A 25498-nucleotide genomic window follows, 5' to 3' on the forward strand; every position below is an offset into this window, starting at 1 on the left:
ATTTCGGTGTCAGTTCGCCAGTTCTCCCCGGTGTCGTTCCTCCCCTGAATCTCACAGCGGCGTATCGCTCCCTTTGGTACGCTCGTTTCGGTCAGGGTTCCTCCATATCCCTGCCAAAAGTCATGGCGCTACATCGCCGGGGAAGCATATCCCACACAGGCTGGTCATTCGATTGGAATAATCCATCGATGAACTACCTGTATCATAGAACATTTTTGTGCCCTGTGCCGTATATCCACAAAGTAGGAATCAGGGGGAAAATCAGAAATTTCCACGATTGCGGAAAGTGTGATATAATCCAGTTAAACGGCAGAAATAAAACCACCGGAAAGGAGCGTGCGCCCATGAAAGTTGCAACAAGCATACAGGAACGCCTTTGGGAACTCCGCAAAGACAAAGGCTTAAATCTGGAAGAACTATCAAAGCTGACGGGCATTTCTAAATCAGCCCTTGGCAGTTATGAAAAAGAGGATTATAAGGAAATCAATCATGGCAACCTTATCACGCTGGCAGACTTCTATGGGGTTTCCGTCGATTATCTGCTGTGCCGGACAGAGAACAGGGAGCAGATCAACACGCCACTGACGGAGCTGCATTTGAACGATGAGATGGTGGCACTGCTGAAAAGCGGTCGGATTAACAACCGTCTGCTCTGCGAACTTGCCACCCATAAGGACTTTATCAAGTTTCTTGCGGACATTGAGATTTATGTGGACGGGATTGCCACCATGCAAATCCAAAATCTCAACTCCCTTGTTGATACCGTCCGGCATGAAATTATTGAACGGTATCGCCCCGGCGAAGATGACCCGCATTTGAAGGTGCTGCAAGCCGCACATATCAGTGATGATGAGTATTTCAGTCACATGGTTCTGGATGACCTCAACCTGATTATCCGGGATATTCGGGAATTCCACAAAAAGGACAGCGAGAGTGCGCCCCAAACTACCGTTGCCGATGAACTGAAAGAAAATCTGGAAGCGGTCGAAAATTTCAAGGGCAGTCGAGATGAAAAACTGGTTATCCTTTACTGCAAGCAGCTTGGTATCAACTATAAAAACCTGTCAGAAGAAGAATTTCGCTGGTTCATTCGTATTCTCAAAAAATCAAAGAAAATGGGAACGCCTATCAGCCAGAGGAAAAAACGGTAAAGGAAAACCGCTGTTGCATGGTTTGTTGGATTCCATGTAGCAGCGGTTTGTGCTGTGGTTATTATTTCATTCGTTTTCTTAATATTCGGCGATAATTTGTTTCTCCCTTTGGTGCGTCCTGTATAATTTCCAACACACCATCTTCAAGCATTTTATCAATGCGATTGGAAATCCATACATCACTAATTCCAAGTTGATATTTTCCTAAAACATTACCTATGACAATAGCCATTTTGAATTGCTCTGGCTGTTCCGCAATTTCACGAAGAATGAAACTATCATATATATCTTCTGAAACGCTTTGCAATTTACCATTTAACATTGCACGCAAAGGTGCATTTTCATTTTGAAGTTGATTCCATTTCATAGTACAAGCTGAAAGAAATACAGGATTAGCTTTCTCTTGTAGAGTTATATAGTTTCCCCATTCGCCAGGAGACACCTCGCCCCATGCTATTTTGGATGTCATAGTATTTTCTTTTCCATATTCCCATGTAGGTAACTTAACCAAATAAATTGTTGTCTGGCAGTTTAATGGTTGAAGTTGTTTCATAAGCCAATACATACCACAAAGCTCATCTGGATTATAGCTATACCAAATGCGAATTTCTTCCCCAGCTACATATCGTTCAATCACTGAGGTCAATGTAGTTTTAATTTTCTGTATTTTTTCTTCAACCTGATAATCTAAATCCTCTACAAAGCAGACAGACAGCATTTTCTTGAAAATATTTTTCCGCTGTTCGCCAATTCCATTATCAGAAATATCTCCCACACTAAGAACCATATCAAAACAATAAACATCACTGCTCTTGCCTCCCAATGGAATAGCATTCTCCCAAGCAATGCGTTCTTGTTCCTGTGCTTGAAGCTGTGCCTTTTTCATTTCATCTGAAGATGGAACACTCCCGTCTTCGTGCCTCATAAATATTGAAACAGCACTTCCTCTATACTTTCCCTTGCCGTAAGTTTGGGCAATTTTCAAACTTCCACAGGCACTTTCACCAAATACAATTTCAATCATCTTATATACCTCCGATTTAATTGCTCCCGTTATGAATAAATCATCTCATACAAAACAATTTCTTCTGCCCTGTTGTGAATGTTATTGCAACGCTGCACCCATTCCATTTGTCGGGTACACTTCAATTCCTCTGTCACGCCCTCGGTAGCTTTCATCTGCTCCATGATAGTGTCTAACCGTTTTTGTGCCTGTTCATTCAGGTCTGCAAGATATGTCAACAATTCTCCGGTCAGTATCAATGTATTCAATCTGGATGGGTGGACTTCTCTTAAATATTCCCGGTGCATTCGTCCGTACTTTCCGATAGGGCGGTGTTCCTCCGGCAGTTTCAAGCCTGGAATGTAGTAATCTCCGACAAGGATATAATCAATTCCGTTTTCCGTTATTCTTGGTTTCAATTCGCTCATGTTCCTTACCTCCTGTGGAAGTAGGCTCGTCTGGTACTAACTCAATCACATCAGTAATCTCACAATTCAGAGTTTCACAGATACGGGCTAATGTATCCATGCTGATGTGCTTTCCCTCTTTGCTCATGTTGGCAATCATATTTGTTGTCATACCAGCAGCAAGCCTTAAATCCTCTTTTCTCATATCACGCTCTAACAGTGTGTGCCAGAGTGGTTTATAGCTGATGTGCATATTGTTTTCCTGCCTTTCTATCCATACCACCGGGGCGGTTGCCCCGGCAGGAACTTTTCTCTTATTATAATTATAACACCAATCTTGTGAAATCACAATTTATTCTTGTAGCCTGCCGCTGATACCATCTGGATTGCGCATTCCCTTTCTTTTTGTTCCCTTTAATTAGCCATGAACTGCTTCATGCCCTGAGATTTTGCGCCAGGGTTGTCGTTGCCGTAACCTTCCAGCAGGTTGATGACGCCCCAGATACCAAGACCGGCACCGAGCGCGATAACGAGAGTCTGAAGAACGGTAATTGCCTGTTCAAAAAATGCCATATAGTTTGTTAGCCGGAATCTGATTAAAAAATAGGTTTGTCATGTTTCATAGGCATACAAAAGCCGGAACAATCTGCCGCCCGGTTTCCGGGAGCATGATTCCGGCTGTCCTCCTTTTTCATTATTTTTCTTGCGATTGTCCGCTTTGTACGCCAATGGCCCATAGAGGGCAGGTGCGGCAAATAGATAAGATCACTCCCTTCTAAAGCGGAACAAATTAAGCGCCCTTTGTGTCTACTTCATATACATCGCAGACCTCATCAGGCTTGAGTTTTAGTCTGGCAGACAAAAATGCTTCAATATCAAAGGTATTTCGCTTGTCTGCATCAGCTGTGTATTTGAAATTAGGGTGTCTGGTAATGTCATACTTGTCTGAAAGAAACGGACGCACACCGCGCAACTGCAAGATGCACTTGCCGCCATCCATAACTGCCAGCTCGTCCTGGCTCATCAGCTCTTTGCCACATTGTCAAGTGATGAATTCAAGAAAACGGCAGCCGCAAAGAAAAATCTTTGTGGCTGCCGTTCTAATTGGCGGCTTGAAGCAAAAAAATCCCCGGTTGTACCAGGGAAATAAAAACTTTAGTATAGCCTAAAAGAGAAAGCTAGCGCCTTGAGGCGCGGCCAAGTAGAGTGGGCTTAAAGCCTGCGTCCCGAGCCACCCGTTTTACGGGTGGCAGCGACTCCTTGTCTGTTTATCTTATACTTGTCAATTTATATTATCCAATAATGTGAATTATAATATGACAGTACGGATGCATATTATAGAAACATAACTTTGAAAGAATCAAGCATAACCTGTGGAGTGACTCTTCAACGGATAAACTATTTTCACTTCATACAGTTCCGACATATGGAATAAGGAACACCAATCGCCCTCAATACAACTTTCTTTCTATTAGTTAAAAATGCACATAATCAAAAAAGAAAATCGACTTATTTTAGACAAATTCATTGACAAGTTCTGCTTTAGGTGATAAAATAAAAGTGAAAAGTCGAAATTTATATTGTTGGGAGGTAAGACCGATGATTTGTTTTAAGGTTAAGTTGCCTAACTTAATAATGGAGCATTTTTACCGACGCTGCCAGCTTTGGAGGCTTAGAATTAAAATTGTTTCTATTTGCGCATAAGTTAGGCATGATTATTTGTCTACTTATGCGCTTTTTTATTTGAATTTTCAGTATTAGCAGAAAGGAAGTGTTATACATAGATAACATATGGCTTATCCTTTTGCTTCTATTAAGTTTTTTTATGATTTTTAAGCCGGAACTTTTATGGAAAATTGAACACTTCTTTTCTGTAAAAGGCGGTGAACCTACAGATTTATATCTTGGTTTGATGCGGGTTGCTGGAGTATTCTTTTTTATTGCATCCATCATTTGCATTATTGTTTTGGTTTTATAAGAGAAGGGGGGCTTTTAATGAAAAAGCTAACACGTTAGATTGTTGCACTTACTCTTTCCTTGGTTATGTGCATAAGTTTTTCTAACACTACTTTTGCTTATGCCGACAACGAGAATATCAGTTCTTCTGCTGAAGCAAGCAAAGTGAATTGGTGGAAGATTGGCTGGATTATCCTTTCAGATTATGTGGAAAAGCTTATCGATCTCGATGGACAGAGTGAAAAGGATAGTAGTTGGGCCTATCTTGTTTCACCTAGCATAGAATATAACACGGGTGATATGGGGCCTGAGGTTTATTTTCGTCCAGAAGTAGATAACAGCGTTGGTTCTATCCGTATGCATGGACATAGGATTATCTTTGTCGATATTTTTACACAGATTGCACTCATCTTGTCAGATGCCTCTGGTGATACGGTAAGTCAAGCAACTACTGGTACAAATCAGTATATGTTTTATACAAAGAAAGCAGGAGACAGTTCTGGTACATGGAAAGCACAGTTTGTTTCAACTGAGACATACAAATGGCAGTTGTATTATGCCCATTATTACAATGCCAATGCTCGTTCAAGTGTTCCTATGACGGAAGATGGATTTTACTTTGGGGATAATAACAGAGTTTATCAATTCTCTGTTGCAGAATCTTACAGACTTAATTCTCTTCCTCCAGAGGTTGTTGATATGACACAACTTAATGCTCAATTTATTAATCCTGCTGATGGAAAAACTGTAGATTATCTCAAAGACTTTAATGCTGGAGATCAAGTTCATTTCTCTGATATAATTATTGACATTAGTTATGATGCGACTGAGGATGCGACTACATTTTATTTTACCGAGGATACTTATGAGGAAAACATAGGATGGAAATTTGCAGGAAATCTTCTTGACCAATATTCCGCTGGTGATGTTCTGAATCTAACTTTTGATGTGTTGAATGTCGGAAACTATCAGGGCATTACTTTTGAAAGCCTCGACTACTTTGAAGCAGCTTACGCGCATAATAACGGTGCCGCTTATCCCAATATTCAAGATTACCAATAATTTGATTTTGACATAAGGACTTATAGAAGAGGGCGTGTTGCGGATAATTTTCTGCAACGCGCCCTTTTTAGTATGCTTTAGCAAAATAAAGTTATCCCTTTTACTCTGGCCAAAGGAATAACTTTATTGCCTGATAGCATTAAAAGAAAATTGTTGTATCACTTTTGATATAAATTAAAAGTATTTAGCGTCTAAATTCTACCTTGACATTTCCCCAACAAAATTGTAAATAATCTTAACCTCCTGTGTCCTCTGACCATCAATCTTCTTGATTTCTCCAATCAGAATCCGGCTAATGAGCCGGTTCAGCACCGCCTCGTCCAGTTCCTCGATGGCGGCATAGCGCCGGATTTCCTTGATAAAAGTGCGGACTTCGCTTTCTTGCGCATCGGCACGACCTTGCATCATTGCCAGGTCATGCAGGCGTTTCTGGTTGGATTCCTGCTCCTGTTCCAGCGCCGCCGTCAGCTTCACAAACCGCTGCTCGGTCAGGATGCCTTTGGCCTTATCGGTGTACAGGCTCAGGAACATCCCGTCAATTTCCTGATTTCGGGCTTCCAGCCGCAGGCGTTCCTTTTCTGTCTGGGAGGCGTCCACCAGATACCGGTGCTCCATCCGGCGGCTGAGCCGCTGGTAGAACGCATCGGCATCCTTCATAGCCTGCGCCGCCAGTTCCTGAATGTCTTTCAGCACCAGATTGTATAAATCCCTGGCCTCGATCTTGTGGCTGGAACAGACCTTGCAGCCCATGCGGTTGTAGGTCTGGCAGATATAGTACGCCTTGTCAATCGGCTCCCGCATTTCGCCGGTGAAGCGGTTCTTCCCGGTTCGGCCCACTTTCTCATACCGCACCTGCATGGACTTCCCGCAGGTGGCGCAGTAGACCAGACCGTGGAACAGATTATAAAAGGGGCAGGAATTCCCCTGAATGGTCGGCCTGCGGTCAATGAGTTCCTGCACCTGTTCCCATTCCTCCGGCGTCACAATGGCCTCATGGCAGCCCTCGATCACTTCCCACTGGTCACGGGGAATAATGTCATAGGTGTTGGAGCGGATGCCTTTCTGATGCGTCCGAAAGACCAAATGTGCGCCCTTATAGAATGGATTTCTCAGGATGTGACTGATTCTGGCTCCGCCCCAGAAATAATAGTTGGCGTCAAACTCCGTGTTGGCTTTGACATGGGTGATTGGGATTTTTTCTTCCATCAGACGTTTGGAAATCCTCATGCAGCCCAGCCCGTCAAGGGCATAGTCATAGATTTTGCGGATGATTGGCGCTGTCTCAGGGTCAATGATGAGATGCCCCTTGTCCTCCGGGTCACGCATCAGGCCGAAGGGCGGCGTCCCTCCGCAGAACTTCCCCTGCCGGGAGCGGGTGGTGATGCCTGCCAGCACCTTTTTAGAAATATCCCGGCTGTACATATCGTTCAGGATATTCTTAAAGGGCGTAATGTCCATCTCCTGACGGGTCAGGCTGTCCACGCCGTCCGTGATGGCGATATAGCGTACATTGTGTTTGGGGAAAAAGATTTCGATATAGCTGCCAGCTTCAATATAGTTCCTACCAAGCCTGGATAGGTCTTTGGTGATGACGCAGCCGATCTTCCCCGCCTCAATGTCAGCGATCATGCGCTGGAAGGCAGGGCGGTTGAAATTGCGGCCCGTATAGCCGTCATCCACATAATATTCATACTGGAACATTCCATGCTTTTCAGCAAAGTCCCGAAGCATGATTTTCTGGTTGCTGATGCTCATACTCTCGTTGTCGCCGCCGTCATCCAGAGAGATGCGGCAGTAGAGAGCGGTGATTTTCTCATAGACTTGTTTTTTCCTGCTCATAGCGTTCTCCTTCTATGAACAGGGACACGATACCATTATAGTACCATGTCCCTGCCCCTGAATCAACCGTTTTTACGCAGCGTTTTCGGCCATTTCCCGCTGCTGACGCCATTCCTCGAAGTGTTCGCAGGTCTGACGCTCAATCAGCTGCTCAAAGGCTTCCCGCATGGACTTCTCCCCGGAGAACTCCCGCACCACCACAAAACGGACTTTATTTTTCTGCTGTTTGCTTTTTTCCATAGGCTACCTCCATAGAGTAGCAGGCCAGACGGCAGCACTGGCAACGAAGTCCGGCAACGAACCTCTGAAAACCTGTAAACTACCGTCTGACCTGCAAATCTTACTTTATCAATTTTCTTGAAAAATCTCGTTGTTTTCGTTGCCGGAGATAGAGATAGATATTAGAAAATACCTTATTTACAGGCTTTTTCCGTATCCAGACCGGAGAATCCCCGGCAACAAACCCGGCAACCAAGTGGCAACCATCCCGGCAACAGACCGCTAATTTTATGCGATCCACTCCTTCGGCAGTTCCAGCTGGCAGCATTCTTCCTCGGTCAGCTCCACAAATCCATCTTCGTTGCCGGGCAGTTCGTTGCCGGAAACGTCCCGTTCCCAGCCCCTCTGCCTGCCATATCCGGTGAACATCCGGGGATTGGAGAATGGTTTCCAGCCCGTCACCACCGTGTTCATGATCTCGTTGATATTGTGCAGCTGCCACCGCTTCGGCTCATCGTAGGTGTGGCCCAGCGCCTCCTTGAACAGCTGTTTGGAGCAGACCATGCTGCCGGTGTAGTGTTCCAGAAAGCCCTGTATCTGTCCGGCCTCGGTGTCCTCCGGCATGAAATCCTTCTGCACCTCCACCAGCTGGCGCTGGATGGACTTGCTGAACTTCATAGAGTAGTGGCCGCTGCGGTAAATCGTCATGGCCTCCGCCCAGACCTGTAAAAGATAGGCTCTGGAGGCGTCCTCGTCCTCCAAAATGTGAACCTCTGCATTCTCCGGGTAAATCATGATCGGCAAAAAGCGCCGATTTCCGGCCCGGTCAAGGGGCAGGAAGTCCAGTGTGTTGGACGAACCGCCGAACACACACTGCCGCAGCCGGTCTTTGGGCTGGGCCTCGTAGGGCGTCCGGTAGGTTTCCTTCTGGCGGCTGATAAAGGAGCGGATTTCTTCAATGCTTTTGGCGCTGCTGGTAGCCAGCATCTCCGACATTTCGATAATCCAGTGTCCTTGCAGCTTCAGATACACCCTGTCATCGTCCAGTTTTTTCAGGTCGTCACTGAACCACTCGTCCCGGATCGCCAGCAAGCGGAAGAAGCTGGACTTGCCAGCCCCCTGACCGCCCACCAGACAGAGCATTTCCTCATATTTGGAGCCGGGGCGGAATACCCGCCGGATAGCCCCCAGCAAAAAGTGTTTCAGCATTTCCTCCACATAGTCGCTCTCGTCCGCACCTAAGAAATGATGGAGACAGGAGCGGATGCGGGGCGTCCCGTCCCAGACAAGGCCGTTTAGCACGTCCTGTATGGGATGGTAGCAGTTCTCATTCGCCACGATGGAGAGCGCCGCCGTCATCTTTTTCTCACTGGTCAGGCCATAGGTCTGCTCAAAATAGAGAAGCAGATATTTCACGTCCGTATCCGTCAGGGCACTGGTATTCCTGCGCCAGCCTAAATCCTGTACAATGTCCACCCGGTCAGTCAAAAGGTTCAGGCGGATCGCCCCACGCAGGAGAGGGTCATGGCAGAACACCGTCCGGCAGTTGCCGATGGTGTTGGCGGGCTGGCCCTTCTCGGTGACGGACAGGCTTTCCCGCACCTCATCAACGCTCCGCTCCGGCGCTAAGGCTTCGGCTGCGCTCATGGCGGCCTGCCGGGTGGCTAGCGGTAAACTCTGATATTCGCTGCTCAATCTTCCTCACCTCTTTTCCATACTCAGCGACCACGGAAGCACGTTCCTCCATGCTGCCGGACAAGAGAATATCCAGCAGATATTCCGTGTACGGTTTCTTTTGCAGGGCCTCCACGAACAGCGGATTCCACGCTTCATCCGGCGTCTGCGGGGCGTATTCCTTCTCCCAGCGTTCCAGCAGATGCAGGTAATTGCACAGCACCCGGAAACATTTCTGCTCCGCCTGCCGGTAACGCAGTTCCTCGCTGATTTTTCGCTTGACCGGCCTCCTGCGGGGCGGGTCATGGCCTTTGGCGTCATAGTGGACAGAGAAATCCTCCGCCAGCTTCAGCGCCGCCTCCTTACTGCTCAGACTAAACAGACGGGCGGTAAAATCAATCACATCCCCATCTGCCTGACAGCCAAAGCAGTGGAACCGATGGTCAATCTTCATACTGGGATGTTTGTCATCATGGAAGGGACAGCAGGCCATGCCATTCCTGCCAACCTGCACCCCGTAATATTCCGCAGCCTGCCTTGTGGTGACAGACTCCTTCACCGCTTCAAATATATTCGATTTTCTCACCTCCAGGCAGAGAAAAAAGCACCCGTTTCCGCAGAAAATCAGGTGCCTCATAACTCCATATCGTGTTTCTTTTTCGGAGCAATCCGCCCCTCACGTTCCCAGCGTTCCCGGTTATCTCGGTCAGCGTTCAGCCTGCCTTTCGCCAGCTTCTCCCGGATGGATTCTCTGGCCTTCTCCTTAATCTGCTCCTTACCGGCCTTCTTGACCTCCGGCTGCATGAGAGTTTTCTGGATTTTTGCCAGGGCGTTCTGCATGACCCGTTTGATTTTGGTAATCACTCCATCCAGACGGGCGGCAGCGTAGTCACGCTCCTTCTTCGGGGCCTTGCGCTCCGGCGAAAGCACCCATTTTTTCGATTCTTCCACCAGACGAATATCTTCCTTGTGTGTCTCCTGCCGGACGGTATCGGTCACCACCTCCACCGCCTTGTCATAGGCCGCATCGGAAACATCATCTAACAGCGTCTCCACGTCCTCGATTTTGAGCGTCAGTTCTTCCAGCTTCTGCTCCTGCGCCGCAAGCTGCTCCTTCTGCTTCATCAGGATATAATCCTGTTTTTCCAGATAGTCCCGCCCGCCGTAGGACGGCTCCTGATCCAGATGCAGCCCATGCCGTCTGGCGATGTCAAACAGGATCGTCCGGCAGACCGCATCAAAGGTCTGCTTGCGGTTGTTGTTCCGGCCTTTGGGCTTCTCCGGGTTGGGGAGAGGGATGCCAAGTTCTTCCAGCGCCTTTTCCTGCTGGGGGCACAGTTCCCCATAGCGGTTCTCACAGTCAAAGACGTGCCGCTCATGGATGTGGGGCGTCCCCTCGTCCAGATGGAGCGCCCAGTCCAGGATGTGGATATGGGAACCGAAGCGGCGCTCAAATTCCTGATAAAACTCATTGACGATGGAAAAGAGCGTATCCGGCGAGACGGATTCTCCCATCGTGCCGATCTGGTAGATACTTTCCTCCGGGCAGGTCTTGTTGTTTTTCAGCAAGTCCTCCACAGTGCGGTTGCGCTCGGTGTGCCGGGTTTTCTCATTCCGGGCGTTCTGAGCTTCCACATAGCCGCCGTAATGCTCGTAGTAATACATCCGCTCGATTTCCTCAAAGCTGAAATCCGGCTGCTCCGGGTTCTCCCGGAACTCATGGGTGGTAAAGCCCCGGTAGCAGTCCCAGTAGACATTTTGCCTTGCCCGTTCTGCGTCAATGTGTTCGCTGTTCTCCACATCGAACCGGCGGTCATTGTGGCGGGGATTATAGGTGCCATGCTTGCCGGAGCGTCCATTGTGTCGTGTCAGTTTCAAACAGATTTCCTCCTTCCTGCGAAGATGTTCTGGGGCCGGGGAAGGGGCGGCGAAGCCGCAAATCCTGCGAATTTTGCGTCAGGTAATACCCAATACAAGTTGACGCAGGCATCAACTTTCCCTGGGCAAGGCGTTTCACCCTTGACCCGATGGGGCGGCTGCCCTCAACCTGCCAAGGCACTTCGTCCTTGACCCGATAATGGCTGCCGCCCTTAACCTGCCAATGGGCGTTGCCCCTTGACCCCAGCAGTGCGCTGCCGCCCCTGCACCCCGCCACAAAGGGCTGGCCGCCCTCTGTACTTCCGCACCGGCGAAGCTGGCTTCCACCGCAGGAACGGTGTTTGCCAGTTTCACCGGCTCCGTATCCACACATTTGCGCCCATAGGCGGGGAGTGGATACGGAATACGCCTGCGGGGATTGCCGGTCAAAACATCGGGTGCAGACCCGTCATTTTTCCCGTAAACACCCCGATTTTAGGCGATTTTTTCTTCCGTTACCACCACCTGAAAGCCATGCTCCTTTGCGTACTCCCTTGCGGCGGCTTTCCGTTCTTCGCTGTACGGAGGCACCAGCCGGATCGACAGCCGGGACTTGTCCAGCACATAGGTCACGCTGCCCTCCGGCGTGCTGCGCTCCAACCGGCACAACAGTGGGTACTTCCGGCTGAAATCAGCCAGCCTGCGCTTCAAGCTGGCGTTGAAGGTGTAGACGCTGGCAAGGTTCTCCGCCTCGTTCCAGTTGATGATGGTTTCTTTCTCATACTTAGACAGCTTCTTCATACAGATCCTCCTCATAATCGGTGTAAGATTTCAGCACACGCAGGTTGCGCTTGAGACGGCGGTACTCGTCCATCTCCATGCGCAGATGGTGATAAAAATCCTCGTACCAGCTTTCGTTCATCTCCGTCTCCACCTTCCGGGCCAGCCCCAGCATCCGGCGTTTGGCCTCCGGGTCAACCGTCAGAGCCGTCAGCCATTTCAGCCGTGTCACCGTATTGTGGTGGCTGAGACAGCCGTAAGCGTAGAGAATCTTCTTTTCTTTCATACTCAGTGTCATAATGATTTCCTCCATTTCTTTGCTGCGGAGCCATGCGCCCCGCATGATAAACTTGTTTCCTGTCCGCCGGTCTGCCTGCAAGCCGCTCCTGCCCGGAATTTCTCCCGGCGTATCGGCCTCTTTGGTGTGCTCGATTTCTGTCCTGGCGTCACTTCCCCGGAGGCCATACCCCTTGCAGCCGGTCATTCGATTTTCAAGGTTCTGTGCCTGTCTGCAAGAACCAGTTTACCGAAAAAAGAGGCCCTTTCCCGTATATCCAAAACGTCGGAAAAACGCTCGAAATCCGCATATTTCCACGCTTATGGAATCGTGCTATAATGGGTGTAATCACTGAAAAAGATAACGAGAGAGGGGGCTTTGGATGTACGCAAAGCTGACAATCCCGGAGCGGCTCAAAGACCTGCGGGTGGTGGACAAGCACCTGACGCTGGAACAACTGGCGGAGCAGACCGGCCTGTCTAAATCCGCGCTGGGAAAATACGAAACCGATGACTACAAGGACATCAGCCCGTTTGCGATTGCAACGCTGGCGGACTTTTACGGCGTGTCCACCGACTATCTGATGGGGCTGACGGAAAATAAAAATCACCCAAACACAGAACTTCAATCTCTGCATCTGAGTGATGATATGGTGGAACTTTTGAGCAGCGGCAAAATCAACAACCGGCTTCTCTGCGAACTGGCTGCCCACCCGAATTTCCGGCGGCTGATGATAGATATGGAAATCTGCATCGACCAGATCGCCAATATGCGGGTGGAGCAGATGAATCTGGTGTTGGAGGCCACCCGGCAGACCGTCATGAGCAAGTATGCGCCCGGAGAAGATGACCTCTATATGCGGACGCTGGAACTGGGGCAGGTGCAGGAAAGCGATTTTTACAGCCATGTCATGCACGATGATCTGGACAGCATCGTCCGGGACATCCGGGAAGCACACCGCAAGGACAAGACCACCGCCGACCCGCAGCCCACGCTGGATGACGTCAAGGAAAAGTTTGAACAGGCGCTCGAACAGGGCAGCCAAGAGGAAGTGGTAATCCACGAATTTTGCGACAGAATGCAGATACCCTTCGAGAAGATTTCCTCAGAGGACTTCTCTGCATTTTTGCGGATACTGAGCCTGTCCAAAATGCTCAAAAATCCCAACAACATGAGAGGAAAGGCCAAGCCGCAGCCGTACTATGCGCCCAAGCGGAAGAAACGCAGATAACAGGAAAGCCGCCCAATCTGTACCGTTGGACGGCTTTCGACCCGTTTGTGGGCGGAATAAAATATGTGGTTATACATCCGTTAGCTGACCGTTTTCATCAGCTTTTTCATAAACTTCCAGAGACGGATGCCATCTTTGAGGCCCAGCCGGTAAAAGAAGCACTCGCTTTCTGCACCAGAATCGAAAATAGAATCACAGTAGTGTCTTACAGCGTCCTTCTGTTCCTCAGACAATGCGCTGATTGCTTTTTCATACTCGTTTTCCAAGCGAAGGCAGTCCTCTTTTTTCTCCGTGCCGGTTTCTGCCTCCCGCCACTTAGCAAACTGGCTCTGCATCCGCTCCTGAATCATCAAATCAACCAATTTTTCTATATCTGTACCCATAAGCGCCCCTCCTTATGCTGGGCGGATATAATTCCGGTATGTTTCCAGGACGGAATCTGACACACCGCTTTTATATACTTTGCGGATGTCGGAGATTTCCTCTTGCTTCAGCAGTTTCAGCCATTTCAGCAGCTCAGCCCTGCCGTTGGCAAAGTTACAATAACGCCCATCGGCGTATTCGATACGGTATCTCATAGACAGGCACCTCCTTAAACAAAAATCATCTCAGAGAGGATGATTTCCTCTGCTCGGCTGCGAATGCTGTTCATGCCCCCGACCCACGCAAGCTGGTCACGGGCTTTCAGTTCCTCGGTGACACCCTCCGCCTCCTGCATCTGCGAGACGATACACGCCAGCCGGTCAGCGGCCTGTTCGTTCAGGTCAGCAAGATATGTCCAGAGTTTTCCCGACAGAAGCAGGGCATTGTACTGGCCGGGCCGGTGTTCTTGCAGAAACGCTTTGTGCATCCGGCCCCACCGCCCAATGGGGCGGCTTTCCTCCGGTAGCTCCAGATCGGGGATGTAGTAGTCTCCCACCAGCGTGTAGCTGATTCCGTTTTGATGGATTTTCTTTGGTAAATGCTCCATGTTCGACCTCCTGTATTCAGTTATTTCAGAATCCAGTTGATCGTGTCCCTGTTCATGATAAATTCAAGGCAACTGAACTCTTCACGAACAAGTATGGCATATCTTTTCCCAATTTCTGATAGTTGAGCGAGTGGGAGGTCTCCCGTCCCCGGCTCTCTCCGGTGTTGTAAGTGTCTATGGTCTCCTTTCCCAGAACAGCCGCCAGCTCTTTCAGCGTTGTTGGCTCTTTGCCACCCAGGAAGATGGAAGTATCCATATTGCCGATGATGGTATCGGCATTATCTTTGTAAATTGCCTTGAGCTGGCTCTGTGCCTGCAACACCAGACAGGCAGAGATTTCACGGCTTCGGATGGTGGCCACCAGCTTTTCCAGCTTCGGAATCTGCCCGATGTTAGCACACTCATCAATCAAACAGCGCACATGAACCGGAAGCCTGCCGCCATACACATCATCGGCCTTTTCACAAAGCAGGTTGAATAACTGGGTGTAGCACATGGAAATGAGAAAGTTAAAACTGTCATCCGTATCACTCATAATGAGGAACAGGGCAGTTTTCCGGTCTCCCAGAGTATCCAGCTCCAGCTCGTCATAAGCTGTGACCTCGCGCAACTCTGCAATGTCAAATACGGCAAGGCGCGCACCACAGGAAATAAGAATCGACTTGGCTGTTTTTCCGGCGGCCAGCTTATATTTCTTATACTGACGCACCGCAAAGTGGTTTGGCTTCTCGGCTTCCAGTGCATCAAACATCAGGTCTACGGGATTTTTGAACTCCTCGTCATCCTCCCGGACTTCCATGGCGTTGATGAACTCGATGAGGGTGGAGAAGTTTTGCTCCTCCACCGGAGCTTCATAGTGGATATAGCCAATAAGCGCGCAGTACAACAAGGTTTCTGCTTTTACCCAGAAATCGTCTCCGGCCTTGCCTTCGCCTTTGGTATTGGCGATCAGCGTTGTTACCAGCTTCAAAATATCCTTTTCGCTGTGAATATACGCAAAGGGATTATAGTGCATGGATTTTTTGAAGTTGATGGTATTTAGGACCTTGATTCGGTACGGCTCATAAATGACCTTGCCGTGCTTATCCTTCATGGGCTTTCCGTCCTTCCCCAGCTTGGGCGCACCCCTTTGGAGCATTTTTCCGCACTCCACCAAAATGGTTCCCTTCGGGTCCGTCACAACATAGGAGCTGTGCATCTGCATCAGGTTGGGTTTCAGCCAGAATCGGGTCTTACCGGAACCGGAGCCGCCAATCACCAGTACATTTTTGTTTCTGGCAGTCTTGGGGTCCTTGGGGCGGCTGTTCATGGTCAGGCTCTCCGTTTTCGTCAGAATCACATTGTTCTGAAATACAGGATCAACGTAAGGTGCAATATCCTCACGGGTTCCCCAGCGGGCCGAACCATATTCCAAACCATGTCGATATTTCTTGGCGTTCTTGCTTTTAAGATACACCGCCAGCCTCAGACCAACACCGCAGCACAGCCCTACCAACAAGTCCAATGGATGCAGGCTTGGCCAGAAACTTTGCAACGCCCCAGGCAGAACCGCAACCAGCGAAAGAAACTTTTCTGAAGCATCCGCCCCTTGTGCCATTCGCCATGCCTCTCCAAAATTGGTAGCAAACAGCCCCAGCAGGATATACGGCATATTCAGCAAAATGAGCTTTTTGATGTCCAATGTCTTTTTCATCGTTCCAGCTCCTTTCGCTTGGTGCGATCCACCACAGCATTTTTAACCATCTCTTTGAACTGGTTAAGTTTTGCCAGTACGGACGGGCGCTCTGTTTTCGTTGCCTTTTTGACCTTTTTGTTGGTGTACTCTGTAAAAGCTGCTGTCAGAGCATCTGCATCACGGCCTTTGAAAAAAATCAGGTACTTTGGCGGAGAACTGCTGCGGTCCTTTTTCACCGCATAATCCACACCATATTTCCGGGCGATTTTCTCAAACTCCTTGATAGAGGGGTCTGTGATCTCAATGTTGGATATTCCCTGATTCTGCCCGACAAGCTGCTTCACAGTCTGTTTTCCATGCGGAACAACCGGCGCATCACGGCTTCTCTGTTTTTCCAGCTTCTTTTCCTTTCGATGTGCCATGTACTTGCTTATGGCAGCCTTAAACATTCTGCCGGTAAACTTTGTTCCACTGACAACCAGCGTCAAAGTTCTGTTTTCCACTTCTTCCTGCATTTTCTCGCCTCCTTTCCACGAAGTTTGCAGGGAATCTCTTTTTTTGCTAAGGCGGAACCACCAGCCGCCGCAGAAGATAACGCTTCATACCGCCCTCCTTAGCGTAACTGGTCAGAATGGTCATAGTGCAGATTGCCCTGGCGTACCTTTGCGTGGCTCAAAATCTTAATCTGCCCCTTTTCCTGACTATCCAGTGCTTTTTCATAACCGGTATCCGACAGGAACAGGCGGGTTCGTTCGCCTTTCCAGCCAACAGGGGAATCGTTCGTCAGCACATCAAAAATAATCATGTGCCGGGTGTCCTCCGCAAAACGCTGGAGATCCATATATCCATGACCGTGATAATTCTGCGCTCCTGCCTTTGCCCGCATTTCTTCCATCAGCTGCCCTATGGTCTTTCCCTCAGACATCATGCTTGCTCCTTTCTCCCGGCAGTTCCGGGCAATAAAAAAGCGACCATTTACCAGCCGCCATACAGATCGTGATTTACTTGTGAGGTGTAATGATTGCTTATCGTGGTCGGTGCATTGAACAGAACGGTCAGAAGATACTGCTTCATGTTGCGAATTTCCGTGGTGTTCTTCTGTAAACAGTCCATGACAAACTCAATGTGCGAGTTATCCAGCTTCAAGAACCTGGAACGAACGATTTCATGCGGAAAATCGCTTCCTGCAATACGGGTGGTCTTTCGCTTTGCACAGACCGTTTCCACGATCAGCTCCACAATCTCATCCAAATCCTCCCGATAAGTTTCATACTGCTGACACAGGTATTCATACCCGATATTCTCCTGAATCAATTCCCGATAACTCTCTATCTCTGTGAGTGACATCGCATCCCTTCCTTTCCGTTCCGGCAGACAATCTGCCGCACAATCCCGGAAGGGAATGGAATCGGTACTTGATCCATAAATATTTTGTTTTTGAGTATTTGATTTCTCTATATTTAATTCTGCGGGCTTTTCCGTATCCGGTTTATCCATATCCGGGTTTTCCGTATCTGGTGAATCCGTATCCGGTTTTCTAAGCTGTGGCTGCTCGTATATGACATACTCTGTATCGCTGATGCGCCCCTGCCGGTCACGCATCTTGTGCCGCACAATGTAACCGGCAGCCTCCAATTCCCGCAACGCAGCGCCTATGGCATCCACGCCCTCCTTACAGATCTTTGCAAGACCACGGGTGGTGTAATTCCAGTCCTCTGGCAAAGACAGCATCATGGAAAGCAGCCCCTTGGCTTTTAACGACAGGTTTGCATTTCGTAAATGATGATTGCTCATCACGGTATAATCACGGGTCCGTTCAATGCGAAAAACGGCCATCGACCTCACTCCTTCCGAATTTTGGGTACAAAAAAACCGCAATCCTCATTCCAAAGAATTGCGGTGTTCAACACTTTTCAAATTTTCTTGCATAGAACCAAAACAGCGGCTTTCGAGGACGCGCCTCTGTAAATGGCTCCTCCTGGGCGAAAGGAAGTGTTTGCATCACTCGGTCAATATCCGTTGAATCCATGTCATGCTGAGATTTGCAATCTTCCCGGATTGCTTCTTGAATTTCCTTTACCGTACACATAGTCATTCCTTTCCTGTCGTTGTATGGGTTTATGAGCGGCGGCGTTTTCCCGGTTTGAAATCGAGGATATGTCCCTCAATCACACGAGCATAACGCTTGATCTTGATCTCCCGGCGCTGCTGGCTTTGCAGGGCAGCCTGATACCCATCCTCGGTCAAAAACAGCCGCATTTCCTCTCCGGGGCTGCCGTAAGCTGTGCTGGGACGCAGGACGGAAAACTCAATCATCCAGCGTGTGTTATCCCAAAACCTCTCTACGGCGAGAATGTTGTGTCCTTTCAGCTCACGGGCTGAAATATCCATCATAGGCGGCTCCTTTCATCGTTCCTGGTCTCTCTGACGCTTTTTCTGCCATGCCTCCAGCAGCTTGATGATGGTTTCCTGCATCCGCTGGGGCGTATAGCTTTTAGGAAAATACTTCCGCAAGGTGTCAGAGGTAAATGTCACTCGGTCCAGATCGCTTTTCTTTTCCTCACCCATGATGACACGCATCATATCGAGGGTCAGATGCCCCTCCTGACTGTATTTTTTGAGCCGCTGGGCTTGAGAAAGAGAAGGGGTAGCCTGTTCGCTGTCCATCGCGTCCAACAGGTCTACCTGCTCCTCCTTTTTGAGAAAGGACAGCTCATAGGCAGGGTTCAGGGCAACCTTCTTCTCATCCACCATATCCATCAATTCAGGAATCAGCTCTGTCAGACGGATATAGCGAAAAATCTGGTTTTTACTCTGACCTACTTGCTCTGCCAAAATCTCACTGGACTTCTTGCCCTCTAACTTGTTCCCAACTTGGGAACAAGTTAAATCAACTCGCTCTCCCTGATGTTTCATAGCATCCAGTTTCATTTTATAAGCAAATGCTCTTTCACTGGGGAGGAGACTTTCTCGTTGCAGGTTGCTGTCAACCATAATGATCGTGGCGGCATCATCATCCAAATCCCGAACAATGACCGGCATGGTCTCCTTTTCTGCCAGCTCACTGGCTCTGTGCCGCCTGTGTCCGGCTACCAGCTCATAACCGCCCTCCGGGTCCGGTCGAGCAATCGCCGGAACCAGAACGCCATACTGCTTGATACTGTCAGCGGTCTCCATCATGGCTTCGTCATCCTTGACTTTGAATGGGTGGTTCTTAAAGGGATGCAGTTCAGACAGCGGAATCTCCTGAATCTTTTCCAGCTTTGCATCCTGACGGCCTTCTTCGGTGGAGAACAGATCATCTACCGAGGCCAGCTCTATTTTTTTCGCGCTGCTTTTCAAGTTTCAACACCTCCTTCGTCAGATTTCGATACCCCTCTGCCACCTTGCCGCCAGGGTCATGGGCGAAAATACTTTTTCCCTCTGCGCTGATTTCCTTTGCACGGACAGAGTGTGGAATCTCCGTTCCAAAGATTTTGATTTTACTTCCATAGGTGTCCCGCAGCAAAGCAGCAATCTCTTTTGCAAAGTTGGTGCGGTTATCCACCATCGTCAGCAGGATACCGTCAATCTGGAGCTTTGGATTGATCTGCCGTTTCACCTTACTGACCGTAGATAGAAGCTGTTCCAGTCCTTTGGCGGGCAGATACTCTGCCTGAACGGGAATTATGATCCTGTTAGCAGCCGCCAGCGCATTGACCGTAAGCATCCCCAACGAGGGCTGACAGTCAATCAGGATATGGGAATATTGTCCCTTCAGTGTGTCCAGATATTGCCGTAAAATCGTTTCACGGCTCATGGCGTTTACCAAAGAAACCTCCATACCGGAAAGCTGAATATCCGCAGGCATCAGGTCAACGCCTTCTGCATGATGCAGAATACCTTCTCCGGGGCGTATAGGCTGATCCATCAGAATTTTGCCCATTGCATCCGACAGTGTAAATGGCAGCTTGTCTGGTTGCGGATTTCCCAAGCTGATTGTCAGGCTTCCTTGCGGGTCCCCGTCGATCAGAAGCACTTTCTTTCCGGCCTGTGCCAGACCTATTCCCAAGTTCGCACAGGTTGTTGTTTTGCCAACGCCGCCTTTCTGGTTGGCGATGGCGATGATTTGTGTGTTCATGACTTCACCTCATTTCTGATTGTTGCTGTTGTTTCTGGAAATAGAAAAAGCCGCCACTTCAAAATTAACAGTGAAGTGACGGCTCTTTCTATCGCCGGAATACGAGTTCCTGAAATGAAAAAAGCACCCAGCATTTATACTGTGTGCTACATCAAATTCATATTCAATTATTCAAATTAGCTCAAACTATGCCAAACTGCCACAGCCAAAAAACGAGGGGAAGGAGGGCTGAAAAGCACCCCAAAAATCGGCTCTCGGTTAACCACTTTGGGAACCACTTCCCCCTCTTTTTGCCCTCTTTTTAGCCAGTTAACCACTTGCGGACCACTAAAAATTGGATGAAATCGGCTCTCGTTTTGCCAAATTTGGTCAAACCATATCAGCCCGTTTAGATATAGCAAAAGCCCGGAAAACCTTGATTTTCCGGGCTTTTTGAACCATTTTGATATAGTCTGAGCAGTCGATTATCGCTTGCTGAACTGCGGAGCGCGACGAGCTGCTTTGAGACCGTACTTCTTTCTTTCTTTCATTCTCGGATCTCTTGTCAGATAACCTGCTTTCTTAAGGATCGGACGGTAATCAGCGTCTGCCTGAAGAAGAGCTCTTGCAATACCGTGTCTTACAGCACCTGCCTGTCCTGTAAAACCACCACCGTGAACGTTAACCAGTACGTCAAACTTATCATTAGTCTCTGTAGCAACTAACGGCTGACGAACAACAACTTTTAATGTTTCAAGACCGAAGTACTCATCGATGTCTCTCTTATTAACTGTGATCTTACCTGTACCCGGTACTAAATATACTCTGGCGATAGATTTTTTTCTTCTGCCTGTTCCGTAAAATTTTGCATTAGCCATGATAACTTCCTCCTTTCAGTACCTTATTAAAATTTGATTTCTAAAACTTCTGGTTTCTGAGCCGCATGATCATGTTCCGGACCAGCGTAAACGTGAAGTTTTGTCATCATGCTTCTTCCTAAAGGTCCTTTTGGAAGCATACCCTTAACTGCTAATTCCATAACCTTCTCCGGCTTCTTAGCCATCATTTCTCTTAAGGTTGTTTCCTTCATTCCGCCTACATAATCGGAGTGATTGTAGTAAATCTTCTGGTCTAACTTCTTGCCAGTTACATTCACCTTATCTGCATTTACGATAATTACGTAATCGCCGCAATCCATGTGTGGTGTGAAGATCGGTTTATTTTTTCCTCTTAATACTTTAGCTACTTCTGAAGCCAAGCGTCCTAATGTATGTCCTGTAGCGTCAACTACGTACCATTTTCTCTCAATTGTTGCTGGACTAGCCATAAAAGTTTTCATTGGTTAACCTCCTGTTAAATTGCTGTTATTATTCATAACTATATCGTAAAATGCTCACTCCGGGGCTTTGGCCTAAGCATTTTCGTCTAACGTCACAGTTATACATTATATTACATTCAGCCGGGTGTGTCAACCTCTTTTTCCCATAAAATCAAGGTTTTTTCGATGTTTTTATTCTTTCGGGCTGCCCTTCCCGGCGCCTCTGCGATATTCGTCGTGTGTCACATACCACCCGGTTCTTTCTTCCGAAGGCTGGAATACGTAATAGCCGTATGGTTTTCCCGCCTCGATCCGTTCCCCGGATTCACAGTCATTTACATAAACCGTTTCCGCTCCGTTCCTGACTGCCTGATGCACCACCCGGAACAGGAGGCGGTCAAATTCTTTCGGGATACACCGCTCTATGGTCAGAAACGACTGTTTCTCAGCCGCTGTCCCCGACTGGTCGAGAGAGTATTTCCACTCTTTATTTTCAGCCGCGATAACAGGACGAAGCTCCGTCTCTTCCTCCAGGCTGATCAGGGTCAGTCCCCTGGCTACCGCGGTAGGGCCTGCCGCCGCACGGCTTCTGGCACCCAGAATCTCCTCTACATGCTCCGGCGGCCAGACTCCCAGTCCCACCTTCATAAGTGTTCCTGCAATGATTCGAACCATATTGTACAGAAATCCGCTTCCACTGACCCGAATGGTAATCATATCGCCCGTCTTCCCGACATCCAGGCTGTAAATGGTGCGAACCATATCCTCCGCCTGGGTCCTCGGTGCGCAGAAGCTGGTAAAATCGTGTTCTCCCACCAGATACTCCGCCGCCTGCTTCATCTTTTCCACATCGAGTGGATAATAACAGAAATAGGCGTACAGCCGCAGCGTCGGAACCTCAATCCTCCGATTCAAAATCCTGTATTCATACGTCTTCACGCAATTGCATTTTCTGGGATGCCAGGTGAGGGGAACCTCCTCCGACTTTAACACTCTGATGTCCTCCGGAAGCCTCTGATTAAGCGCAAAGCAGATCTTATCCGCCGGCATCCGGTTCTCCGTGTCGAATACCGCTACATTTCCCTCCGCGTGCACACCGGAATCAGTCCGGCTGGCACCGATCACCGCCACCTTCTCATGAAGCAGGGCCGTCAGCGCCTCGTTTAAGACCTCTTCTATGGTCCGTCCGTTGTTCTGAATCTGCCATCCGCAGTAGTTTGTGCCATCGTAGGCCACTATCAGCTTAATCCGTTTCATCTTCTTCCAAACCGCCTTATATCAGGATTCTCAAAACAATGATCACGGCCAGATAAGCGATGTAAACCAGATATGTCACGCCATCCCGCTTTGCATAATGAAGCGGCTTCATCTTCGTTCTTCCCTCACCGCCGCGGTAGCACCTCGCCTCCATGGCCATAGCCAGATCCGTAGCACGCCGGAATGCCGAGATAAACAGCGGGACAAGGAGAGGAATCATGTTCTTCGCCCTCTGAATGATATTTCCGCTTTCAAAATCAGCACCTCTCGCCATCTGCGCCTTCATGATTTTATCCGTCTCCTCCACCAGTATCGGGATAAACCGCAGTGCAATGGACATCATCATGGATACCTCATGGACCGGCAAACCGATCTTTTTTAAGAATCCAAGACTCTTCTCCAGTCCGTCTGTCAGCTCATTGGGGGTAGTCGTCAGGGTCATAACAGACGATCCCACAACCAGATAGATCAGTCTGACCCCCATAAAACCGGCCGTCTTCAGCCCTTCCTTCGTCACCTTTAAAAACCACAGCTGAAAGAGTACTTCCCCCTGGGTCAGAAATAAGTTAAAGCTGACACTGATTAAGAGCAGAAAAATAATGGCCTTTAATCCCCGCACCATAAACCGGAAGGGTACGTGGCTTATCTTTATGGCAGCGGCCAGAAAGACCGTGGCAGCCAGGTAAGCCCAGATACTGTCCGCAACAAACAGGGAAATGATAAATACCATGGTACCAAACAGCTTTGTCCTCGGGTCCAGCCGGTGAAGTACGGAATCCACCGGATAGTACTGCCCCAGTGTAATATCTCTTAACATATTGTCTCCTGTCCGCGGCTTCCATTCCCGCGGGCCGCCTGTCCTTCCTTTTTTAACAGCGCAAGGATCTCATCTCTCGCTTCCTCTACCGTCGTAATATTGTTGTCAATCGGAACCCCATGATCCCGCAGCGTATGCACCACATAGGTGATCTGCGGCGCGGCCAGACCGATGGCCTCCAGTTCCCTGTAATGTTTGAATACCTCCCTTGGGGTGTCATCAAACACCTTCTCCCCGTGATTCATCACGAGAATCCGGTCTACATACTTTGCTATGTCCTCCATACTGTGGGAAACCAGTATGATTGTCATCTTCTTCTCCCGGTGCAGACGCTCTATCTGATCCAGGATCTCATCGCGCCCTCTCGGGTCCAGACCTGCCGTGGGCTCGTCCAGAATCAGCACCTCCGGTTCCATGGCCAGCACACCGGCAATGGCTACCCGGCGCTTCTGACCGCCCGACAGTTCAAACGGCGACTGCTTATAAAAGCTCTCGTCAAGCCCAACCATAGTAAGCGCTTCTCTTGCCCTGCTTTCGATCTCCCCCTTCGGCAGTCCCTGGTTCTTCGGCCCGAAGCAGACATCCGTAAACACATCAATCTCAAACAGCTGATGCTCCGGATACTGGAACACCAGACCTACATGGCTTCGCAGCGCTCTCATATCGTAGCCGTCACTGTAGATATTCTCTCCATTATAATAGATTGCACCGCTTGTCGCCTTAATTAGTCCGTTTAAATGCTGGATCAGTGTGGATTTACCAGAACCGGTATGGCCGATCAGCCCGATAAACTGGCCATCCTGAATCTCCAGATTTACCTCCTTTAACGCCTGCTGCTCAAACGCAGTGCCCTGCCCGTAAATGTAATTCAAATGTTCAATCTTAATTGCCATAACTGCCTCCATCTCCCAGAGTCACTCTGCCCGGATAACGCTCCGCAAATATAGGAAGCAGATATTTCATCAGCTCATTCAGTGTCAGAATTCCATCCGGTAACTCTACCCCGTTCTTCTGAAGCTCATAAGCCAGCTCGGTCACCTGCGGTACATCCAGCCGGTAGGATTTGAGTTCCTCCACCCTGGAGAAAATCTCCCTGGGCGTTCCATCCATAACCACTCTGCCGTCATCCATAACGATAACCCGGTCGGCATTGATTACTTCTTCCATATAATGAGTGATGAGCACCACCGTGATGCCCTCCTGACGGTTTAACTCATGGACGGTCTTTACCACTTCCCTGCGCCCGTTGGGGTCCAGCATGGCCGTAGGCTCGTCCAGAACGATACACTGCGGTCTCATGGCCATGACGCCTGCGATGGCGACCCGCTGCTTCTGACCACCGGAAAGCTTGTTGGGAGACTTCATACGGTAGGCTGTCATGCCCACCGCTTCCAGGCTCTCATCCACCCGCTTCCAGATCTCATCGGTGGGAATCCCCATATTCTCCGGACCAAAGCCCACATCCTCCTCCACGACATTACCGATAATCTGGTTATCCGGATTCTGGAAGACCATCCCCGTCTTCTTTCGAACCTCCCACAGATTCTCCTCCTTGGAGGTATCCAGTCCCTGAATCCACACCGTGCCGTCCGTCGGAAGCAGGATCGCATCCAACTGCTTGGCAAAGGTGGATTTTCCGGAACCATTGTGTCCTAAGACCGCCACAAACTGGCCTTCCTTAATCTCGATGCTGACATCATCGATGGCGCGGTTTACTTCTTCTATATTTTCTTCTTCATCTCTTCTGATATAATCAAAAATCAGCTTCGATGTCTTTATAATTCCCATGGCTTACCTTTCTGCGATAAACGCGGACAAAAATCAGGTCAAAGACTTCCGGCAAAAATCCAAAAAAACGAAAATCCCCATAAAATAAGAAGTCTTATATGTCACATAATTTTAGTTG

General features: G+C 48.9%; 30 protein-coding genes and 3 pseudogenes. 4 read left to right on the forward strand and 29 right to left on the reverse strand.

Annotation, left to right across the window (positions count from 1 at the left end; genetic code table 11):
* The first annotated feature begins 344 nt into the window (after positions 1 to 344).
* A complete protein-coding gene (locus NE473_RS11250) occupies positions 345 to 1151 on the forward strand; it encodes a helix-turn-helix domain-containing protein (RefSeq protein WP_008372835.1) in 807 nt (268 codons plus the stop codon).
* A gap of 61 nt (positions 1152 to 1212) precedes the next feature.
* On the opposite strand, the gene NE473_RS11255 is transcribed toward NE473_RS11250, so the two are convergent.
* The 5 genes and pseudogenes from NE473_RS11255 to NE473_RS11275 form a co-directional block, all read right to left on the reverse strand.
* Positions 1213 to 2175, reverse strand: a complete 963-nt coding sequence (locus tag NE473_RS11255; RefSeq protein ID WP_005601707.1) for a DUF3658 domain-containing protein — start codon at positions 2173 to 2175, stop codon at positions 1213 to 1215.
* A gap of 29 nt (positions 2176 to 2204) precedes the next feature.
* The gene (locus NE473_RS11260; RefSeq protein WP_256265258.1) at positions 2205 to 2582 is read right to left on the reverse strand and encodes a TnpV protein; all 378 of its coding nucleotides are present in this window, start codon (positions 2580 to 2582) and stop codon (positions 2205 to 2207) included.
* Positions 2542 to 2814, reverse strand: coding sequence for a helix-turn-helix domain-containing protein (locus tag NE473_RS11265; protein WP_007047427.1), 273 nt, complete (start codon positions 2812 to 2814; stop codon positions 2542 to 2544). Before NE473_RS11265 ends, NE473_RS11260 begins: the two co-directional genes overlap by 41 nt.
* 161 nt (positions 2815 to 2975) lie before the next feature.
* The gene (locus NE473_RS11270; RefSeq protein ID WP_004798086.1) at positions 2976 to 3134 is read right to left on the reverse strand and encodes a Maff2 family mobile element protein; all 159 of its coding nucleotides are present in this window, start codon (positions 3132 to 3134) and stop codon (positions 2976 to 2978) included.
* Positions 3135 to 3351: 217 nt separating this feature from the next.
* A pseudogene (locus NE473_RS11275) lies at positions 3352 to 3597 on the reverse strand (VirD4-like conjugal transfer protein, CD1115 family); the annotation flags it as partial.
* Between the two features lie 735 nt (positions 3598 to 4332).
* On the opposite strand from NE473_RS11275, the gene NE473_RS33130 reads away from it, so the two are divergent.
* Positions 4333 to 4539 carry a DUF6199 family natural product biosynthesis protein gene (locus tag NE473_RS33130; RefSeq protein WP_334291862.1) on the forward strand — a complete coding sequence of 69 codons (207 nt, stop codon included), beginning with the start codon at positions 4333 to 4335 and terminating at the stop codon, positions 4537 to 4539.
* A 143-nt stretch (positions 4540 to 4682) separates the two neighbouring features.
* On the forward strand, positions 4683 to 5579 hold the full coding sequence (locus NE473_RS11280) for a hypothetical protein (RefSeq protein WP_256265259.1): 897 nt from the start codon (positions 4683 to 4685) through the stop codon (positions 5577 to 5579).
* A gap of 198 nt (positions 5580 to 5777) precedes the next feature.
* On the opposite strand, the gene NE473_RS11285 is transcribed toward NE473_RS11280, so the two are convergent.
* The 7 genes from NE473_RS11285 to NE473_RS11315 form a co-directional block, all read right to left on the reverse strand.
* Positions 5778 to 7418 (reverse strand): recombinase family protein, encoded by a 1641-nt coding sequence (locus NE473_RS11285; protein ID WP_055221983.1) that lies wholly within the window; start codon positions 7416 to 7418, stop codon positions 5778 to 5780.
* A gap of 72 nt (positions 7419 to 7490) precedes the next feature.
* Positions 7491 to 7658: a hypothetical protein gene (locus tag NE473_RS11290; RefSeq protein ID WP_171027916.1), complete on the reverse strand. Its 168-nt coding sequence runs from the start codon at positions 7656 to 7658 to the stop codon at positions 7491 to 7493.
* A gap of 267 nt (positions 7659 to 7925) precedes the next feature.
* Positions 7926 to 9284 carry a virulence-associated E family protein gene (locus NE473_RS11295; protein WP_055221981.1) on the reverse strand — a complete coding sequence of 453 codons (1359 nt, stop codon included), beginning with the start codon at positions 9282 to 9284 and terminating at the stop codon, positions 7926 to 7928.
* Positions 9244 to 9948, reverse strand: a complete 705-nt coding sequence (locus tag NE473_RS11300) for a CHC2 zinc finger domain-containing protein (protein WP_055266766.1) — start codon at positions 9946 to 9948, stop codon at positions 9244 to 9246. The genes NE473_RS11295 and NE473_RS11300 overlap by 41 nt, the downstream gene beginning before the upstream one ends.
* Positions 9945 to 11189 (reverse strand): plasmid recombination protein, encoded by a 1245-nt coding sequence (locus NE473_RS11305; RefSeq protein WP_117760454.1) that lies wholly within the window; start codon positions 11187 to 11189, stop codon positions 9945 to 9947. The genes NE473_RS11300 and NE473_RS11305 overlap by 4 nt, the downstream gene beginning before the upstream one ends.
* 474 nt (positions 11190 to 11663) lie before the next feature.
* Positions 11664 to 11969, reverse strand: coding sequence for a hypothetical protein (locus tag NE473_RS11310; RefSeq protein WP_055222220.1), 306 nt, complete (start codon positions 11967 to 11969; stop codon positions 11664 to 11666).
* On the reverse strand, positions 11953 to 12432 hold the full coding sequence (locus NE473_RS11315; RefSeq protein ID WP_226906287.1) for a hypothetical protein: 480 nt from the start codon (positions 12430 to 12432) through the stop codon (positions 11953 to 11955). The genes NE473_RS11310 and NE473_RS11315 overlap by 17 nt, the downstream gene beginning before the upstream one ends.
* Positions 12433 to 12607: 175 nt before the next feature.
* On the opposite strand from NE473_RS11315, the gene NE473_RS11320 reads away from it, so the two are divergent.
* A complete protein-coding gene (locus NE473_RS11320; RefSeq protein WP_055266762.1) occupies positions 12608 to 13456 on the forward strand; it encodes a helix-turn-helix domain-containing protein in 849 nt (282 codons plus the stop codon).
* 80 nt (positions 13457 to 13536) lie between these two features.
* Here NE473_RS11320 and NE473_RS11325 read toward each other — a convergent pair whose 3' ends face one another.
* The 17 genes and pseudogenes from NE473_RS11325 to NE473_RS11405 form a co-directional block, all read right to left on the reverse strand.
* The gene (locus tag NE473_RS11325) at positions 13537 to 13839 is read right to left on the reverse strand and encodes a hypothetical protein (protein ID WP_055219875.1); all 303 of its coding nucleotides are present in this window, start codon (positions 13837 to 13839) and stop codon (positions 13537 to 13539) included.
* A gap of 12 nt (positions 13840 to 13851) precedes the next feature.
* Positions 13852 to 14034, reverse strand: coding sequence for a hypothetical protein (locus NE473_RS11330; protein WP_055219873.1), 183 nt, complete (start codon positions 14032 to 14034; stop codon positions 13852 to 13854).
* A 14-nt stretch (positions 14035 to 14048) separates the two neighbouring features.
* Positions 14049 to 14426, reverse strand: coding sequence for a TnpV protein (locus NE473_RS11335; RefSeq protein WP_055219871.1), 378 nt, complete (start codon positions 14424 to 14426; stop codon positions 14049 to 14051).
* A 97-nt stretch (positions 14427 to 14523) separates the two neighbouring features.
* Positions 14524 to 16119 (reverse strand): annotated as a pseudogene (locus NE473_RS11340) (VirD4-like conjugal transfer protein, CD1115 family); the annotation flags it as partial.
* Positions 16116 to 16616, reverse strand: a complete 501-nt coding sequence (locus tag NE473_RS11345; RefSeq protein ID WP_007886614.1) for a PcfB family protein — start codon at positions 16614 to 16616, stop codon at positions 16116 to 16118. The gene NE473_RS11345 and the pseudogene NE473_RS11340, both read right to left, overlap by 4 nt.
* 98 nt (positions 16617 to 16714) lie before the next feature.
* Positions 16715 to 17026, reverse strand: coding sequence for a DUF5720 family protein (locus NE473_RS11350; RefSeq protein WP_044024580.1), 312 nt, complete (start codon positions 17024 to 17026; stop codon positions 16715 to 16717).
* Positions 17027 to 17076: 50 nt separating this feature from the next.
* Entirely contained in the window at positions 17077 to 17937 is an 861-nt protein-coding gene (locus tag NE473_RS11355; protein WP_147571870.1) for a DUF6017 domain-containing protein, read from the reverse strand.
* Positions 17938 to 18004: 67 nt separating this feature from the next.
* A complete protein-coding gene (locus tag NE473_RS11360; RefSeq protein WP_005335946.1) occupies positions 18005 to 18196 on the reverse strand; it encodes a hypothetical protein in 192 nt (63 codons plus the stop codon).
* 23 nt (positions 18197 to 18219) lie between these two features.
* Complete coding sequence (locus NE473_RS11365) at positions 18220 to 18495, reverse strand: DUF5720 family protein (RefSeq protein ID WP_005335947.1); 276 nt, start codon at positions 18493 to 18495, stop codon at positions 18220 to 18222.
* Positions 18496 to 18507: 12 nt separating this feature from the next.
* Entirely contained in the window at positions 18508 to 19443 is a 936-nt protein-coding gene (locus NE473_RS11370) for a ParB/RepB/Spo0J family partition protein (protein WP_147571871.1), read from the reverse strand.
* On the reverse strand, positions 19400 to 20221 hold the full coding sequence (locus tag NE473_RS11375; protein WP_005335951.1) for a ParA family protein: 822 nt from the start codon (positions 20219 to 20221) through the stop codon (positions 19400 to 19402). Before NE473_RS11375 ends, NE473_RS11370 begins: the two co-directional genes overlap by 44 nt.
* 464 nt (positions 20222 to 20685) lie before the next feature.
* A complete protein-coding gene (gene rpsI, locus NE473_RS11380; RefSeq protein ID WP_006771840.1) occupies positions 20686 to 21078 on the reverse strand; it encodes a 30S ribosomal protein S9 in 393 nt (130 codons plus the stop codon).
* 26 nt (positions 21079 to 21104) lie between these two features.
* Positions 21105 to 21539 carry a 50S ribosomal protein L13 gene (gene rplM / locus NE473_RS11385; protein ID WP_006771841.1) on the reverse strand — a complete coding sequence of 145 codons (435 nt, stop codon included), beginning with the start codon at positions 21537 to 21539 and terminating at the stop codon, positions 21105 to 21107.
* 501 nt (positions 21540 to 22040) lie between these two features.
* A pseudogene (gene truA / locus NE473_RS11390) lies at positions 22041 to 22775 on the reverse strand (tRNA pseudouridine(38-40) synthase TruA); the annotation flags it as partial.
* Positions 22776 to 22791: 16 nt separating this feature from the next.
* The gene (locus tag NE473_RS11395) at positions 22792 to 23592 is read right to left on the reverse strand and encodes an energy-coupling factor transporter transmembrane component T family protein (RefSeq protein WP_022031117.1); all 801 of its coding nucleotides are present in this window, start codon (positions 23590 to 23592) and stop codon (positions 22792 to 22794) included.
* Positions 23586 to 24485, reverse strand: coding sequence for an energy-coupling factor transporter ATPase (locus tag NE473_RS11400; protein WP_055650446.1), 900 nt, complete (start codon positions 24483 to 24485; stop codon positions 23586 to 23588). The genes NE473_RS11395 and NE473_RS11400 overlap by 7 nt, the downstream gene beginning before the upstream one ends.
* Positions 24475 to 25380, reverse strand: coding sequence for an energy-coupling factor transporter ATPase (locus NE473_RS11405; protein ID WP_006771845.1), 906 nt, complete (start codon positions 25378 to 25380; stop codon positions 24475 to 24477). Before NE473_RS11405 ends, NE473_RS11400 begins: the two co-directional genes overlap by 11 nt.
* Positions 25381 to 25498 lie beyond the last annotated feature (118 nt).

The sequence above is a fragment of the Hungatella sp. SL.1.14 genome (assembly GCF_024460495.1).
Lineage (GTDB): Bacteria > Bacillota > Clostridia > Lachnospirales > Lachnospiraceae > Hungatella > Hungatella hathewayi.

Excerpts from the sequence above, each read along its gene's own strand:
- NE473_RS11395 (WP_022031117.1), bottom strand. The coding sequence starts at position 23,592 with ATGTTAAGAGATATTACACTGGGGCAGTACTATCCGGTGGATTCCGTA.
- NE473_RS11270 (WP_004798086.1), bottom strand. The coding sequence starts at position 3,134 with ATGGCATTTTTTGAACAGGCAATTACCGTTCTTCAGACTCTCGTTATC.
- NE473_RS11355 (WP_147571870.1), bottom strand. The coding sequence starts at position 17,937 with ATGGCCGTTTTTCGCATTGAACGGACCCGTGATTATACCGTGATGAGC.
- NE473_RS11375 (WP_005335951.1), bottom strand. The coding sequence starts at position 20,221 with ATGAACACACAAATCATCGCCATCGCCAACCAGAAAGGCGGCGTTGGC.
- NE473_RS11250 (WP_008372835.1), top strand. The coding sequence starts at position 345 with ATGAAAGTTGCAACAAGCATACAGGAACGCCTTTGGGAACTCCGCAAA.
- NE473_RS11260 (WP_256265258.1), bottom strand. The coding sequence starts at position 2,582 with ATGAGCGAATTGAAACCAAGAATAACGGAAAACGGAATTGATTATATC.
- NE473_RS11320 (WP_055266762.1), top strand. The coding sequence starts at position 12,608 with ATGTACGCAAAGCTGACAATCCCGGAGCGGCTCAAAGACCTGCGGGTG.
- NE473_RS11405 (WP_006771845.1), bottom strand. The coding sequence starts at position 25,380 with ATGGGAATTATAAAGACATCGAAGCTGATTTTTGATTATATCAGAAGA.
- rplM (WP_006771841.1), bottom strand. The coding sequence starts at position 21,539 with ATGAAAACTTTTATGGCTAGTCCAGCAACAATTGAGAGAAAATGGTAC.
- NE473_RS11265 (WP_007047427.1), bottom strand. The coding sequence starts at position 2,814 with ATGCACATCAGCTATAAACCACTCTGGCACACACTGTTAGAGCGTGAT.
- NE473_RS11345 (WP_007886614.1), bottom strand. The coding sequence starts at position 16,616 with ATGCAGGAAGAAGTGGAAAACAGAACTTTGACGCTGGTTGTCAGTGGA.
- NE473_RS11365 (WP_005335947.1), bottom strand. The coding sequence starts at position 18,495 with ATGATGGATATTTCAGCCCGTGAGCTGAAAGGACACAACATTCTCGCC.
- NE473_RS11325 (WP_055219875.1), bottom strand. The coding sequence starts at position 13,839 with ATGGGTACAGATATAGAAAAATTGGTTGATTTGATGATTCAGGAGCGG.
- NE473_RS11290 (WP_171027916.1), bottom strand. The coding sequence starts at position 7,658 with ATGGAAAAAAGCAAACAGCAGAAAAATAAAGTCCGTTTTGTGGTGGTG.
- NE473_RS11300 (WP_055266766.1), bottom strand. The coding sequence starts at position 9,948 with ATGAGGCACCTGATTTTCTGCGGAAACGGGTGCTTTTTTCTCTGCCTG.
- NE473_RS11310 (WP_055222220.1), bottom strand. The coding sequence starts at position 11,969 with ATGAAGAAGCTGTCTAAGTATGAGAAAGAAACCATCATCAACTGGAAC.
- NE473_RS11350 (WP_044024580.1), bottom strand. The coding sequence starts at position 17,026 with ATGTCTGAGGGAAAGACCATAGGGCAGCTGATGGAAGAAATGCGGGCA.
- NE473_RS11285 (WP_055221983.1), bottom strand. The coding sequence starts at position 7,418 with ATGAGCAGGAAAAAACAAGTCTATGAGAAAATCACCGCTCTCTACTGC.
- NE473_RS11400 (WP_055650446.1), bottom strand. The coding sequence starts at position 24,485 with ATGGCAATTAAGATTGAACATTTGAATTACATTTACGGGCAGGGCACT.
- NE473_RS11295 (WP_055221981.1), bottom strand. The coding sequence starts at position 9,284 with ATGAGCGCAGCCGAAGCCTTAGCGCCGGAGCGGAGCGTTGATGAGGTG.
- NE473_RS11255 (WP_005601707.1), bottom strand. The coding sequence starts at position 2,175 with ATGATTGAAATTGTATTTGGTGAAAGTGCCTGTGGAAGTTTGAAAATT.
- NE473_RS11360 (WP_005335946.1), bottom strand. The coding sequence starts at position 18,196 with ATGACTATGTGTACGGTAAAGGAAATTCAAGAAGCAATCCGGGAAGAT.
- rpsI (WP_006771840.1), bottom strand. The coding sequence starts at position 21,078 with ATGGCTAATGCAAAATTTTACGGAACAGGCAGAAGAAAAAAATCTATC.
- NE473_RS11335 (WP_055219871.1), bottom strand. The coding sequence starts at position 14,426 with ATGGAGCATTTACCAAAGAAAATCCATCAAAACGGAATCAGCTACACG.
- NE473_RS11315 (WP_226906287.1), bottom strand. The coding sequence starts at position 12,432 with ATGACCGGCTGCAAGGGGTATGGCCTCCGGGGAAGTGACGCCAGGACA.
- NE473_RS11330 (WP_055219873.1), bottom strand. The coding sequence starts at position 14,034 with ATGAGATACCGTATCGAATACGCCGATGGGCGTTATTGTAACTTTGCC.